This window comes from Pseudomonas sp. MPC6 (assembly GCF_006094435.1).
Taxonomy (GTDB): Bacteria; Pseudomonadota; Gammaproteobacteria; order Pseudomonadales; family Pseudomonadaceae; genus Aquipseudomonas.
This window is the reverse complement of the sequence record NZ_CP034783.1, coordinates 204,872-219,043: the sequence shown is the minus strand read 5'-3', so window position 1 is coordinate 219,043 and position 14,172 is coordinate 204,872. Positions and strand designations below refer to the sequence as shown.

Annotated in this window: 14 protein-coding genes; 8 read left to right on the top strand and 6 right to left on the bottom strand. The window is 60.6% G+C overall.

Features of this window, described 5'->3' with window-relative positions:
• Positions 1-12: 12 nt before the first annotated feature.
• From znuB to ELQ88_RS02940, 3 genes are read right to left on the bottom strand one after another with little or no spacing between them, the layout of a single operon-like run.
• On the bottom strand, positions 13-801 hold the full coding sequence (znuB, locus tag ELQ88_RS02950) for a zinc ABC transporter permease subunit ZnuB (RefSeq protein ID WP_128874658.1): 789 nt from the start codon (positions 799-801) through the stop codon (positions 13-15).
• A complete protein-coding gene (gene znuC / locus ELQ88_RS02945; protein ID WP_138963543.1) occupies positions 794-1,579 on the bottom strand; it encodes a zinc ABC transporter ATP-binding protein ZnuC in 786 nt (261 codons plus the stop codon). Before znuC ends, znuB begins: the two co-directional genes overlap by 8 nt.
• Positions 1,579-2,061 carry a Fur family transcriptional regulator gene (locus tag ELQ88_RS02940; protein WP_138963541.1) on the bottom strand — a complete coding sequence of 161 codons (483 nt, stop codon included), beginning with the start codon at positions 2,059-2,061 and terminating at the stop codon, positions 1,579-1,581. The genes znuC and ELQ88_RS02940 overlap by 1 nt, the downstream gene beginning before the upstream one ends.
• Before the next feature lie 66 nt (positions 2,062-2,127).
• Here ELQ88_RS02940 and znuA point away from each other — a divergent pair, with 66 nt between their 5' ends.
• The gene (gene znuA, locus ELQ88_RS02935) at positions 2,128-3,048 is read left to right on the top strand and encodes a zinc ABC transporter substrate-binding protein ZnuA (protein WP_138963539.1); all 921 of its coding nucleotides are present in this window, start codon (positions 2,128-2,130) and stop codon (positions 3,046-3,048) included.
• A 120-nt stretch (positions 3,049-3,168) separates the two neighbouring features.
• On the opposite strand, the gene ELQ88_RS02930 is transcribed toward znuA, so the two are convergent.
• Together ELQ88_RS02930 and ELQ88_RS02925 are read right to left on the bottom strand one after the other, a co-directional pair.
• A complete protein-coding gene (locus ELQ88_RS02930; protein ID WP_138963537.1) occupies positions 3,169-4,119 on the bottom strand; it encodes a homoserine kinase in 951 nt (316 codons plus the stop codon).
• A gap of 59 nt (positions 4,120-4,178) precedes the next feature.
• The gene (locus ELQ88_RS02925) at positions 4,179-4,469 is read right to left on the bottom strand and encodes a DUF2782 domain-containing protein (protein ID WP_138963535.1); all 291 of its coding nucleotides are present in this window, start codon (positions 4,467-4,469) and stop codon (positions 4,179-4,181) included.
• 74 nt (positions 4,470-4,543) lie between these two features.
• On the opposite strand from ELQ88_RS02925, the gene polA reads away from it, so the two are divergent.
• Positions 4,544-7,312 (top strand): DNA polymerase I, encoded by a 2,769-nt coding sequence (polA, locus tag ELQ88_RS02920; protein WP_128874652.1) that lies wholly within the window; start codon positions 4,544-4,546, stop codon positions 7,310-7,312.
• A 391-nt stretch (positions 7,313-7,703) separates the two neighbouring features.
• Here the strand turns inward: polA and yihA are convergent, their stop codons facing one another.
• Positions 7,704-8,345: a ribosome biogenesis GTP-binding protein YihA/YsxC gene (gene yihA, locus ELQ88_RS02910; RefSeq protein ID WP_138963533.1), complete on the bottom strand. Its 642-nt coding sequence runs from the start codon at positions 8,343-8,345 to the stop codon at positions 7,704-7,706.
• A gap of 191 nt (positions 8,346-8,536) precedes the next feature.
• On the opposite strand from yihA, the gene ELQ88_RS02905 reads away from it, so the two are divergent.
• The 6 genes from ELQ88_RS02905 to ELQ88_RS02880 all read left to right on the top strand — a co-directional run bounded on the left by ELQ88_RS02905 (position 8,537) and on the right by ELQ88_RS02880 (position 14,149).
• Positions 8,537-8,827: a c-type cytochrome gene (locus tag ELQ88_RS02905; RefSeq protein ID WP_128874650.1), complete on the top strand. Its 291-nt coding sequence runs from the start codon at positions 8,537-8,539 to the stop codon at positions 8,825-8,827.
• Positions 8,828-8,873: 46 nt separating this feature from the next.
• Complete coding sequence (locus ELQ88_RS02900) at positions 8,874-9,485, top strand: cytochrome c4 (protein WP_128874649.1); 612 nt, start codon at positions 8,874-8,876, stop codon at positions 9,483-9,485.
• 199 nt (positions 9,486-9,684) lie between these two features.
• The gene (locus ELQ88_RS02895) at positions 9,685-10,326 is read left to right on the top strand and encodes a thiol:disulfide interchange protein DsbA/DsbL (RefSeq protein WP_128874648.1); all 642 of its coding nucleotides are present in this window, start codon (positions 9,685-9,687) and stop codon (positions 10,324-10,326) included.
• 14 nt (positions 10,327-10,340) lie between these two features.
• Positions 10,341-11,219 carry an endonuclease/exonuclease/phosphatase family protein gene (locus ELQ88_RS02890; protein ID WP_128874647.1) on the top strand — a complete coding sequence of 293 codons (879 nt, stop codon included), beginning with the start codon at positions 10,341-10,343 and terminating at the stop codon, positions 11,217-11,219.
• On the top strand, positions 11,216-13,264 hold the full coding sequence (locus ELQ88_RS02885) for a GGDEF domain-containing protein (protein WP_138963531.1): 2,049 nt from the start codon (positions 11,216-11,218) through the stop codon (positions 13,262-13,264). The genes ELQ88_RS02890 and ELQ88_RS02885 overlap by 4 nt, the downstream gene beginning before the upstream one ends.
• A 102-nt stretch (positions 13,265-13,366) precedes the next feature.
• The gene (locus ELQ88_RS02880) at positions 13,367-14,149 is read left to right on the top strand and encodes an N-acetylmuramoyl-L-alanine amidase (RefSeq protein ID WP_138963529.1); all 783 of its coding nucleotides are present in this window, start codon (positions 13,367-13,369) and stop codon (positions 14,147-14,149) included.
• Positions 14,150-14,172: the final 23 nt, after the last annotated feature.

Here is a 14,172-nt window from a genome sequence, read left to right as displayed (position 1 = left end):
AAACGAGCAAGTCTACACCCCTCGACGGGGCAGGACAAAACTCAGCAGAAACAGTGCGGCGGCAGCCACCACAATCGACGGGCCCGCCGGCGTGTCCTTGAACCATGAAAGTGCCAGCCCGCCGCAGACCGCGAGCATGCCCAGCAGGCTCGCGCCCAGCGCCATCTGCTCCGGTGACCGGGCGTGACGCTGTGCCGCAGCCGCCGGGATGATCAGCAGCGAAGTAATCAACAATACACCGACGATCTTCATCGCCACCGCAATCACTACCGCGATCAACAGCATCAGGGCCAGGCGCAACGCTGCGACCGGCAAACCTTCCACCTTGGCCAGCTCTTCATGGACCGTGATCGCCAGCATTGGCCGCCACAACGTCACCAGCAAGGCCAGCACCCCCGCACTGCCGCCGAGTATCCAGGCCAGGTCGGTGGGACTGATCGCCAGCAGGTCGCCGAATAGATAGGCCATCAGGTCGATCCGCACTTCATGCATGAAGCTTAGTACCACCAGGCCCAGAGAGAGGGTGCTGGGGGCGAGAATTCCCAACAGCGTGTCGGACGCCAGCGGTTGGCGCTGTTGCAAGGTCACCAGCAACACGGCCAACAACAGACAGCCCACGGTGACCGCAACAGTCGGGCTAACATCCAGCAAAAAGCCCAGCGCCACGCCGAGCAATGCGGCATGGGACAGGGTGTCGCCAAAATAGGCCATGCGCCGCCAGACCACGAACGAACCCAGCGGGCCTGCGACCAGGGCCAGGGCCAGACCTGCAAGCAGGGCGTAAAGCAGAAAATCAGCCATGCTTGCAGCTATCTCCGTGAACGTGGGTAGAGGCCGCCGGGCCCGCGCTGACCACCGAACCATGCAGGTCATGGGCGTGATCGTGATGGTGGTGATAAATCGCCAGGCTCTGCGCGTTCTTGCCGAACAGCTCGACGAACGCCGGGTCGCCGCTGACCTGCTCGGGATGCCCGGAACAGCAGACGTGACGATTGAGGCAGACCACCTGGTCGGTGGTGCTCATCACCAGATGCAAGTCATGGGACACCATCAACACCCCGCAACCGTGACGGTCGCGCAATCGGGTAATCAGGCTGTAAAGCTCGGCCTGACCGGCCACGTCCACGCCTTGTACCGGCTCATCGAGTACCAGCAGTTCCGGCTCGCGCAGCAATGCCCGGGCCAGCAGCACGCGCTGCATTTCACCGCCGGAAACACTTTGCACCGGGCTATCGATGACCTGCTCGGCCCCGACCTCCTTGAGCGCGGCCAGGGCTCGGGCACGATCCACTCCCGGCACCAGGCGCAAGAAGCGCAGCACGGACAGCGGCAGCGTCGGATCGACATGCAGTTTTTGCGGCATGTAGCCGACCCGCAGTTTCGGCTTGCGCCAGACGCTGCCGCTGTCCGGCTTCAGCAGGCCCAGCACGGCGCGCACCAAGGTGGTCTTGCCAGCGCCATTGGGGCCGATCAGGGTCACGATCTGCCCCGGCACGACGCTCAGCTCGATGTTATCCAGCACGTTTTGCCCGGCGAAGGTGACGCAAACCTGTTCGAGGCGGATCAGCGCGTTGCTCATCAAGCCCCCTGGCAACCCGAACAGAGACCGACCACTTCCACAGTCTGGCCTTCGACGACGAACCCGACCTCTTTGGCGCTGCCGATGATCGCGTCGCTGATGGAGGCTTGTTCAAGCTCGATGGCGGCATGGCATTCGCGGCAGATCAGGAACTGACCTTGGTGAGCATGTCCCGGGTGGTTGCAGCCGACGAAAGAGTTCAATGAGGAAATGCGGTGGACGAGGCCGTTTTCCAGCAGGAAATCCAGCGCGCGGTACACCGTCGGTGGCGCGGCGCGGCGGCCATCCTGCTCGCTGAGCACCGCGAGTATGTCGTAGGCGCCCAATGGCTTGTGGCTTTGCCACACCAGTTCCAGCACCCGCCGACGCAAGGCGGTCAGGCGCAGCCCCTGACGTGTGCACAGGGCATCGGCCTCAGACAGTGCGCTATGAACGCAGTGAGAGTGGTCGTGGGGACGGCTGGCGATCGGTGTTATAGGCATGAGCGGCGACGAGTTTTGTGAGAGACGTTATTATGTTACCCGTTCTCGCCTCTTCGAGTGGTCATCGTGTCCCGACTTTTTTCTATCTTTGTCGCATTTATCGCAACTTTACTGCTGATCGGTTCGGCGCAAGCCGACGTCAAAGTCCTTACCAGCATCAAGCCCCTGCAGCTGATCGCCGCGGCAGTGCAGGATGGCGTGGCCATTCCCGAAGTGCTGCTGCCCCCCGGTGCCTCGCCGCATAACTATGCCTTGCGCCCATCCGACGTACGGAAGGTGCAATCGGTGGATCTGCTGTACTGGATCGGTCCGGACATGGAAGGTTTCCTGCCTCGCGTGCTGAACGGTCGCACGCTGCCCAGCGTCGCCGTACAAGATATGCCTGGCCTGAAACTGCGCCGTTTCGCCGAAGATAACCACTCCCACGCCGAAGAAGCCGACGAGCATGACCACGATCACCGCCCCGGCAGTCTGGATGCGCATCTGTGGTTATCGCCAGTCAACGCACGCGTGATCGCGGCGAAAATGGCCGCCGACCTGAGTGTTGCCGACCCGGCCAATGCGGCCCGCTACCAGAGCAATCTCAAGGCCTTCGATGAACGCCTGGACGCACTGGATCTGCGCTTGAAGAAACGTCTGGCCGCCATTGAAGGCAAGCCTTACTTCGTGTTCCACGAAGCCTTCGACTACTTCGAAGACGCCTATGGCCTCAAGCATGCCGGCGTGTTCAGCGTCGCTGCCGAAGTGCAGCCTGGCGCCCAGCACGTCGCGGCGATGCGCACGCGATTGCAGGAAGTCGGCAAGACCTGCGTGTTCAGCGAACCACCGCTGCGTCCGCGGCTGGCGGAAACCCTGGTGGCCGGCTTGCCGGTGAAACTGGCGGAGCTGGATGCGCTGGGCGGATACACCCCGGCGACCGCTCAGGGGTATGAGCAGATGCTGGAGAAGCTGGGGAATGATTTGGCGGGGTGCCTGGAGTCGTTGTAACTCAAAACTGTGTCGCCCCCATTCGCGAGCAAGCCGCTCCCACAGGTGTTGTGTCGTTCGCCAAATTTGTGAACGACACAACACCTGTGGGAGCGGGCTTGCTCGCGAAGCTTTTAGCTTTTAGAGCGCGAAAGGCAACGGTGTATTGATCTTCTGCCGCTGCGCCAGCCGCTGCTCAAACTCCATCGGATCGTGAATCAACACATCCTGCCCGGCAAACGACTCGGCCGCGATCAACCGCGACAACCAGAACCGCACACACGCCACCCGCAACAGGGTCGGCCACAGTTCGGCTTCTGCAGCGGTGAACGGCCGCAACGCAGCATAAGCGCCCAGCAACGCCCGCGCCCGCGGCCCGTCGATCTTCCCGTCCTCGTCCGAACACCAGTCATTCAAGGCAATCGCCACGTCGTAGAGCATCGGCCCCGAGCAGGCGTTGTAGAAGTCGATCAAACCGGTCAGGTGCGTGCCTTCAAACATCGCGTTGTCGCGAAACAGGTCGGCGTGGATGTTGGCGCGCGGCAGGGCCAGAATTTTGGTTTTCTGCTGGGTGATTTCGTCGAGCGCCCGCTGCAACAGCTCGCTCTGCCCGGCATTCAGGTGAGAAAGCAGCTGCGTGCCCTCCTCCTGCATCCAGTCCAGGCCGCGATCGGTCTTGCGCTTGATCATGTTGGCCCGGGTCGCCAGGTGCAGATGCGCCAGCAGCTCGCCGACCTGAGCGCAATGCTGGGCGTTGGCCTGCTTGATGTGCTTGCCGGCGAGGCGCGGTTGCAACAGCGCCGGTTTGCCCGCCAGCTCGCGCAAGGCCACGCCATCAGTAGTGCGCAGCGCGTAGGGCACCGGCAAGTCGGCGTCGTGCAGCACATCGAGCAGTTCGATGAAGAACGGCATTTCCTGAACGGGACCGCGCTCAACCAGGGTCAGGACAAATTCGCCCTGCTCCAGGCTGATAAAGAAATTGGTGTTTTCGCTACCGGCGGCAATCCCCTGAAAGTCGAGCAGGCGGCCGAGCCCGTATGGGGCGAGAAAGGTTTCCAGCTCGGGCCGAGCCAGCGGGGTAAACACAGACATGGTTAAAACTGCCAGTACGGGCGCTGCCACTTGAGCCAGCGCCGATTGAAATTAGGAAACTATTTCCACTCGAAGATCTTCCACGACGGAATCAGCATATCGGGCTGATCCGAGCGGATGAAGTTTGCATCTGTACCGTCCGCGCGCACCAGAAAATACGGTGGTGCGCCCTTCGGCGTGACCTTGATCGCGTACAGGAAACCGTTTTGGCGGTATTCCTGAATGAGCTTGTCCCCTTCCGTGCGGATCGTGACTTCTGGCTCCGGAGTCGGCGCATCATCCGCCGCCATGACGGCGAACGGAACGGTTGCAAACAAGCCAGCCAACAGCAAGCGATTTAGTGTGCGCATGATAACCTTGTCCCTTTGTCGTCAACGGTCCCGCTATTCTAGCGCCGGACCCGCCGAAAAGGTTGATCCTGCTCATGAGCCAAGCCCCCCTCGTCCTGGTGGACGGTTCTTCTTACCTGTACCGCGCGTTTCACGCCCTGCCACCGCTCACCACGTCCAAAGGCCTGCCGACCGGTGCGGTCAAAGGCGTGTTGAACATGCTCAAGAGTCTGCGCAAGCAGTACCCGGACAGCCCGTTCGCCGTGGTGTTCGACGCCAAGGGCGGGACATTCCGCGACGAAATGTTCGCCGAATACAAGGCCAACCGTCCGAGCATGCCCGACGACATGCGCGTCCAGATCGAGCCACTGCACGCCAGCGTCAAGGCCCTGGGCTTTCCATTGCTGTGCGTGGACAACGTCGAAGCGGACGACGTGATCGGCACCCTGGCCCGCAGCAGTGCGGCCGCCGACCGCCCGGTGGTGATCTCCACCGGCGACAAGGACATGGCGCAACTGGTCGACGGGCACATTACCTTGGTCAATACCATGACCGGTAGCGCGCTGGACGTGGAGGGCGTGAAGGAGAAATTCGGCGTCGCTCCCGAGCAGATCATCGATTATCTGGCATTGATGGGCGATTCGTCCGACAACATTCCGGGCGTTCCGGGCATCGGCCCGAAGACCGCTTCCGGGCTGCTGGTCGGTGTGAACGGCGGCCTGACCGAGCTTTACGCGCAGCTCGATATCGTGCCGACCCTGCCGATTCGCGGGGCCAAGACCCTGCCGGCCAAGCTTGAAGAACACAAGGAGATGGCGTTTCTTTCCTACCGGCTGGCGACGATCAAGATCGACGTACCGCTGGATGTCGGCCTGGACGACTTGCAAATGGGCAAGCCGGACCACGACAAACTCGCCGAGCTTTACACCCTGCTGGAATTCAAGAGCTGGTTCGACGAGAACCAGCGCGACGCCAAGCGTTCGGGCCAGGACCTTGTCGAGGTCGTTGAAGAGCAGCCGGGCGCCGTCGCGGCGAAATACGAAACCATCCTCGACCAGAAACGCTTCGAAGCCTGGCTGGACAAACTCGCCAAGGCACCGCTGATCGCCTTCGTCACCGAGACCAATGGCACCGATGCCCAGCACTCGCAACTGGTAGGCCTGTCGTTTTCCGTCGCAGCCAACGAAGCAGCCTACATTCCGCTGACCCATTCCTACATGGGCGTGCCGGAACAACTGGATCGCGACACGGTGCTGCTGGCGCTGAAGCCGCTGCTGGAAAACCCGAATAAACTGAAAGTCGGCCAGCACGCCAAGTTCGAAACCAACATCCTGGCCAATTGCGCCATCGGTGGCGATCAGAGCAACGGGATCATTGTCCGGGGTATCGCCTACGACACCATGCTCGAGTCTTACGTACTCGACTCGACGGCCACCCGTCACGACATGGACAGCCTGGCGCTCAAGTATCTGGGCCAAAGCAAGACCGACATTCACGAGATCGCGGGCAAAGGCGTCAAGCAGCTGACCTTTGACCAGATTTCGCTTGAGCTGGCGGGTCCCTATGCCGCCGAAGATGCCGATGTCACCTTCCGCCTGCACCTGGCGTTGCAGGAAAAGCTGGCCGCCACCCCAAGCCTGGGCAAAGTGCTGAACGAGATTGAAATGCCGCTGATGCCGGTACTGGCCCGTATCGAACGCCAGGGCGCGCTCGTGGACGCCAACCTGCTGGGCATCCAGAGCGTCGAGTTGGGCGAGAAACTGGTCGCCCTGGAGCGCGAGGCCTTCGCCATCGCAGGTGAAGAGTTCAACCTCGGCTCGCCGAAACAACTGGGGGTGATCCTTTACGAAAAGCTCGGTTTGCCGGTGCTCAGCAAAACCGCCAAGGGCCAGGCCTCGACGGCCGAAGCGGTGTTGGCCGAACTGGCCGAACAGGATTACCCGTTGCCCAAGGTGCTGATGCAGTACCGCTCGCTGAGCAAACTCAAAAGCACCTACACCGACCGTTTGCCAGAGCAGATCAATGCTCGCACCGGCCGCATCCATACGTCTTATCAGCAAGCCGTCGCCGCCACCGGACGCTTGTCGTCGATCGATCCAAACCTGCAGAACATTCCGATCCGTACCGCTGAAGGCCGGCGGATTCGCCAGGCGTTCGTCGCGCCAAAAGGCTACAAACTGCTGGCCGCGGACTATTCGCAGATCGAACTGCGGATCATGGCTCACCTGGCCAAGGACGAAGGCTTGCTGTACGCCTTCCGCAACGACCTGGACGTGCATAAGGCCACCGCGGCAGAAGTCTTCGGCGTTGAGCTGGACGCGGTCACCACCGACCAACGGCGTAGCGCCAAGGCCATCAACTTCGGTTTGATCTACGGCATGAGCGCCTTTGGCCTGGCCAAGCAGATTGGCGTCGATCGCAAGCAGTCCCAGGCTTATATCGACCGCTACTTCACCCGATATCCCGGCGTGCTGGCGTACATGGAGCGCACCCGCGCCCAGGCCGCCGAGCAGGGTTTTGTCGAAACCATCTTCGGTCGTCGTCTGTACCTGCCGGAAATCAACGCGAAAAACCCGGCCCTGCGCAAAGGCGCCGAGCGCACGGCGATCAACGCGCCGATGCAGGGCACCGCGGCGGACATCATCAAGAAAGCCATGGTCGCCGTGGACAACTGGCTGACCTCGTCAGGCCTCGACGCCAAAGTCATCCTGCAGGTGCACGATGAATTGGTGCTTGAGGTGCGTGAAGACCTGGTCGACCAGGTGTGTGAGGAAATTCGCGTGCACATGAGCGGGGCCGCGCAACTGGATGTGCCGCTGCTGGTCGAGGTGGGTGTCGGCAATAACTGGGATGAGGCGCACTAGGTCGCCCCATTCTGTCTGTAGGAGCAAGCTTGCTTGCGATGGTCTTAAGATCGCTGCGTTCTGTAGGAGCTGGCTTGCCAGCGAAGGCGGCCTCGAGTCTTGCAGCGCCAATGAAAACGCCTTCGCCAGCAAGCCGGCTCCTTCAGGGGACCATAGATCGGAAAATGCGCGGGCTTATTTCCAATGGTTTTTTACCGCTTCAGGAACTAAACCCGTGAAATGCCACTCAGATTTACTGAATGGCTGGTGAAGCCTTTCGATGCTCCTATGTTGTGTTAAGTGTTGGCAGATATCTGGACCCCGCCCTAACGGTCCGGAACTTGAACCCCGGAACTTCCCCCTCCCCATAGAAGTCCGGGGTTTTTTTTGCCCGCGATTTAACCTGGCAACCTTACTCGGCAGTCTCGGCGCCCTTGTCCGCCAGTTCCATCCAGCCTGCCAACACAGTGTAGGCGTCTTCCAGGCCGAGGCGTTTCGGCGCGGAAAACAGCTGAATCGACACGGCATCGCCCCAACCTTTACGAATGTCCGCCTGAACCTTGAGCAGCGTGTTTTTTGCTGCGCCGTAGGTCAGCTTGTCCGCTTTGGTCAGCAGAATGTGCATCGGCATGCCGGCGGCGACGGCCCAGTCGAGCATCAGCAGGTCGAAATCGGTCATTGGATGACGGATATCCATCATCAGAATCAGACCCTTCAAACTTTCGCGGCCACCCAGATAGGCTTCCAGGTGACGCTGCCAGTGCAGCTTCAACGGGATCGGTACTTTTGCGTAACCGTAACCCGGAAGGTCGACCAGACGGCGTTCATCGTCTAGCTTGAAGAAGTTCAACAGCTGTGTGCGCCCCGGGGTTTTCGAGGTTCGCGCCAGGCTGGCGTGCGTCAGGGTGTTCAGCGCGCTGGACTTGCCGGCGTTGGAACGCCCGGCGAAGGCCACTTCAAAGCCTTCGTCGTCGGGACATTGATCGACTTTGGCAGCGCTGAGCATGAAGGTGGACTGTTGGCACAGGCCGAGGATGGGGTTCTTGAATTGCATGGGATTTCCGATGTGGGCGGCGCCGGGAATGGACGCGGCAAGCGGTGTCGTTTCCGTTTCAGTGACGCCAGTATATAATGCCGCAGATTTTGTGTGCGCTTTGTCCCAGCGTAGGATGAAGTTCACGAGGGCGATTGACCTTGATTGCGCATTAGAACGCAAAACGCTCTCAACCCTGAAAAGGTCGTTTTATGACGAAATGGCTGCTAGCTGCCGGTGTCTTGATGCCGCTTTACAGCGCTCAGGCTACACAGGATCCGGAAGCTGTGTACAACCGTGTTTGTGGTGCCTGTCATTCCGGCCAACTACCCATGGCGCCCAAGAAGGGCGATCAGGAAGCTTGGACGCCGAGGTTGGCGAAAGGTATGGAGACGCTGGTGCAACACGTGACCCAGGGTTTCAAGGCGATGCCGCCGCGTGGTTTGTGCATGGACTGCAGTGCCGAGGATTATCGAGCCATCATCCAGTGGATGAGCGAGTGATTCCGGTCCATAACTCTTTAACCCTTAGCCGTAGTTGGATTAGCTGATGAACAAATTGATCGTGAGTCTGCTGTTGACCGTGGGGATCTCCGGCGTAGCCCATGCTGCAGGTGATGCAACTGCTGGTCAGGCGAAAGCCGCAGTATGTGGCGCCTGTCATGGCCCGGATGGCAACAGCATGGCGCCTAACTTTCCGAAACTGGCGGGCCAGGGCGAACGTTATCTGAACAAGCAGTTGCACGACATCAAGTCCGGCAAACGCACGGTACTGGAAATGACCGGCCTGCTGACCAACCTGAGCGATCAGGACCTGGCCGATATCTCCGCCTACTTCGCCAGCCAGAAAGGCAGCGTTGGCGCCGCCGACCCGAAAGTCGTGTCTCGCGGTGAAGCCTTGTTCCGCGGCGGTGACCTGGCCAAGGGCCTGCCATCCTGCACCGGCTGCCACTCGCCAGACGGCAAGGGCAACGCAGCGGCCGGCTTCCCCCACCTCGGCGGGCAGCATGCTCAGTATATTGCCAAGCAACTGACCGATTTCCGCAAGGAAGAAGGCGGTCGGGCCAACGATGGCGATACCAAACCGATGCAAAGCATCGCCAAAAAGCTGAGCGACGAAGATATCGCTGCAGTCTCCAGCTACATTCAAGGCTTGCACTGAGACCGCCGAGCGAACGTTGCGCGGGATGCACATCTCTTGCAACGTTAACGCTCGATTAATCTGTCGATGCGAGCATAAAAAGGGTGGCCTTGGCCGCCCTTTTTTGTGGCCGCTGCCGTTACACTACAGAACTCAAGCCCGCCATGACCTGTCTGAAGACAGGTCGCGCGAGGCGACCCCATTTGTCCAGGAGTAAAGCATGCGTAATCTGATCATCAGCGCCGCATTCGTCGCTGCCAGCCTGTTCGGCATGACCGCCCAAGCCGCCGAAGCACCCGCAGCACCCTATGTTGAACTGAGCAATCCAGTTCCGGTTGCCGTGCCGGGCAAGATCGAAGTGGTGGAGCTGTTCTGGTACGGCTGCCCGCATTGCTATGCTTTCGAACCGGTGATCAACCCTTGGGTTGAGAAATTGCCTTCCGACGTGAACTTCGTGCGCATTCCAGCCATGTTCGGTGGCCCGTGGAACGCACACGGCCAGCTGTTCCTGACCCTTGAAGCCATGGGCGTCGAAGACAAGGTGCACGCTGCGGTATTCAACGCCATCCAGAAAGAACACAAGAAGCTGGTCGACAAGAATGAAATGGCAGACTTCCTGGCCACCCAGGGCGTAGACAAGGACAAGTTCCTGGCCACCTTCGACTCCTTCGCGATCAAGGGCCAGATCGTCAAAGCCACTGACCTGGCCAAAAAATATGAAATCACCGGCGTTCCAACCATGATCGTCAACGGCAAGTATCGCTTCGACGTAGGCTCTGCCGGCGGCGCCGAGCAGGCATTGCAACTGGCCGACAAACTGATCGACAAAGAGCGAGCGGCTAACAAGGCTGCCGCCAACTAAGCGCGGGGCCTGCCATGCGCCGCTGGGGTACTGAACGCGTCGTTGGCCTGCATGATCCGCGGGTCAACGAACATCACCTGGAATCGACGGGGCTGCCCGCTGACAGTCGCCTGCGCTTGCTCAGTTTCAATATCCAGGTCGGCATCAGTACCGAGCGGTACCGGCATTACCTGACCCGCGGCTGGCAACATCTGTTGCCGCACACCGGGCGTGCCAACAATCTGCAAAAAATCGGCAATCTGCTGGGCGACTTCGATCTGGTCGCCCTGCAGGAAGTCGACGGCGGCAGCCTGCGATCCGGCTACGTCAATCAGGTCGAGCACCTGGCTCAGCTCGGTGCGTTCCCTTACTGGTATCAACAACTCAATCGCAACCTCGGTCGCCTCGGCCAGCACAGCAATGGCGTGCTCAGCCGCCTGCGCCCGTGGGCGATTGAAGACCATCCGTTGCCGGGCCCCAAGGGTCGCGGCGCGATCCTGGTCCGTTTCGGCGAAGGTCCGGAAGCGCTGGTGGTGGTCATGATGCACCTGGCACTGGGTGCCCGCGCCCGCAGCATGCAACTGGCTTACATTCGCGAGTTGATCGGGGGTTATAAACACCAGGTGCTGATGGGCGACATGAATACCCATGCCAGTGACTTGCTGCAAAATTCGCCGTTGCGCGACCTCGGCCTGCTCGCACCACAGCTGGAAGCGACCTTCCCCAGTTGGCGCCCGCAACGCTGCCTGGACCATATTCTGCTCAGCCCGACCCTGACCCTGGAAAAGGTCGAGGTGCTGGCACAACCCATTTCCGATCACCTGCCGGTCGCGGTAGAGATTCGTCTGCCGGGTTCGCTCACGGCCGATGCATTGCCCGCGTTGAGTTCTGCCCATCGCGGACCCCATGAATGAGCGACGAAACACAGCGCTGGAAAGAAAAGTACCTCAAAAGCATCGAACAACAGGAAAAGCTCGAGCGTCGATGGGATGCCCGGCTCGACTTGTTGTGTCGTGGCCTGGTGCGCAGCACGTTGGCGGCCGAGGGCACCGACCGCTCGGTTGACGAGTGCATGAAGCAAATGCGCGAAGTCATACGCACCAATGACATGGACGCCGGCCTGGCGGCCCTGCTGCCACGGCTGGAGAAAGCCGTGCTCGACTCTGAACAACGCCGCGAAACCCGGGTCAATCAGACCAGTGCCGCACTGACCGCATTAGTCGCGCAACTGCAAACATTGCCGCTGCCCCGGGAAGTCAGCCGCCCCCTCAAGGAGTTCGCCAAACGCTTGGACGCACGCGTCAGTCAGGTGCGTGAGATTCCGTTACTGCTCAGCGAACTGAGCAGCCTGCAAGCCAAAGCCCTGAGTCAGCTTGAAAGCCCGGCAGAGCCCGGTCGCCCCGGCCTGTTGCAGCGGCTGTTCGGTCACCGTGAAGCGGATGACGCAGCGCCCGTGGTCGCTCTCACAGCGCAGGCACCCACCGTGCAGCCTGCCAAAGCCGTCTCGGCGCCGATTGCCGCGACACGGTCAGCTACAACTGTCAGTCTCGCTTCTGCCGTCGCCGAGGTGCCTGTGGCGCGACCCGTCGCTGCCGTGGCCGTCATCGAACCGCAAAAGATCCAGGCATCAGCCAACACAGTGGAGCCCTCCACCCCGCAGACCCATGCCCTGCCTATCATTGAGCCGCAGCAGGAAGCCGAGGTGCGTACTCAAGGGGATATCGAACAACCCGAAGTGCCGGCAACACCCCTGGTCGCCCCGGCAATTGAGGCTGAAGCGACCTGCGACCCCCACGAGCCGACTATCGCGGAACCTCCCGATACCCCGCCACCCCCTTCTGCCCTGGCCGTCGCCGATCCGCACCTCAGCGAGCACGACATGCTTTATGCGCTGCCGGACTCCCCGGAGCCGTCCTACAGCTCGGTGGCCAGGCATATCGAAGACACGCTGCTGGGGTTGCTCGACGACCTGACGTTGCCCGAGCGTCACCGCCCGCAAGCCGAATCGATGCGTGAGCGTCTGCAAAACGGGCTGAACTGGTACGAACTGCTGCCGATCCTCGACGATCTGGCAACCTTGATGTTGGCGATTTCCGACAGCGGCCAACACGAATTCGAAACGTACTTGCAGCGCTTGAACGAGCGCCTGGAGTCGTTCCAGAGCAATCTGCAAGCCGCCAGCGCCGGGCATGCCGACAGCCGTTTTGCCGCGCAGGTAATGGATACGCAGATCCGCGAACAGGTCGACGGCTTACAGAGCAGCATGCACGAAGCGGCCGACCTGGGCGATCTCAAGCACGTCCTGGAAAACCATCTCGAAGGCCTGCTCGATACCATGGAACAGCACCGCAAGCAGCGCGACGAGCGTGAGCAAGAGATGGCCGGCCGCCTGCACAGCCTGGCCGAACGGGTTGCCCACATGGAACAGGAAGCTCTGGGCTTTCGCGAACACCTCGAGGAGCAGCGCCAGAAAGCCTTGATCGACCCGCTGACCGGTCTGCCCAATCGGGCGGCCTGGAGCGAACGGCTCGACCATGAAATCAGCCTGTGGCAACAACAGGGCAATACCTTGTCGCTGGCCATGCTTGACCTCGACCATTTCAAACGCATCAACGACAACTATGGCCATCTGGCGGGCGACAAAGTGCTGAAAATCATCGCCGGCGTGCTGCGCAAGCGCCTTCGCGGGACAGATTTCATTGCGCGCTTCGGCGGTGAAGAATTTGTTTTGCTGATGCCCGCAACGGGTGTGGGGACCGGCGTGAAACTGCTGGAAAATCTGCGAACCGCCATCGAAGCCTGTCCTTTCCACTTCAAGGGCGAGCCGGTGACTATCACCCTTTCCATCGGGCTAACCGAGTTCAAAGCCGGCGAACACAGCGATCTGGTGCTGAAAAGGGCCGATCAGGCGCTATACAAGGCGAAACACGCTGGACGGAACCAGGTGCAAATCGGTTAGGACCAATTGTTCCAATTTGTTTAAATCAGCGTGCCGCCCGTCTGTGCGCAAAGCAGTACGTTACACTGTTGCATTATTGTCTTGCGTGTATTGCCTCCTGCCATGAAATTTTTTGCTTTCCTCGCCTCGCTGGCTCTGTTGGCCGGTTGTGCCAGCGGCCCCCGGCTCGACACCAGTCATGCCTCGGTCAATCACGACAGCCGCATCCAGTTCGTGGTGGTGCATTACACCTCCGCATCGCAGGAGCGCTCGCTGCAGTTGCTGACCCATGGCGAAGTCAGCAGCCATTACCTGATTGGTGATGACAAAAACGCCACCATCTTTAAGCTGATGGATGAAAACCTGCGGGCCTGGCACGCCGGCGAAAGCGAGTGGCAAGGTCGGACCTGGTTGAACTCCAGTTCCCTGGGCATCGAAATCGTCAATCCCGGCTTCAAGGACACGCCAAACGGGGAGCGTCTCTGGTATCCCTACAGCGAAGCCCAGGTGCAGTCGCTGATTGTGTTGCTCAAGGACATCAGCAAGCGCTACGCCATCAGCCCGCGCAACATCATCGGTCATAGCGACATCGCACCGTTGCGCAAGCTTGATCCGGGACCGCTGTTCCCCTGGAAACGCCTGGCAGCCGAAGGTTTGGGCGTCTGGCCAAACGAGCAGGCCGTGGCGCGCCAGCAAGTGCAGTTCGGCGTCCAGTTGCCAAGCATTGGTTGGTATCAGGCGCAGCTGGCCCGCCTGGGTTACCCCACGCCGCAAACCGGCGAACTGGATGTCGCGACGCGCCATGTGATTGCGGCCTTCCAGATGCACTTCCGACCGACCCGCTTCGACGGCACCCCGGATGCGCAAACCGCGGCACTTTTACACGTTTTGAATCAGACAAAATAATGACGCCCGCCCGACGGTAAGAG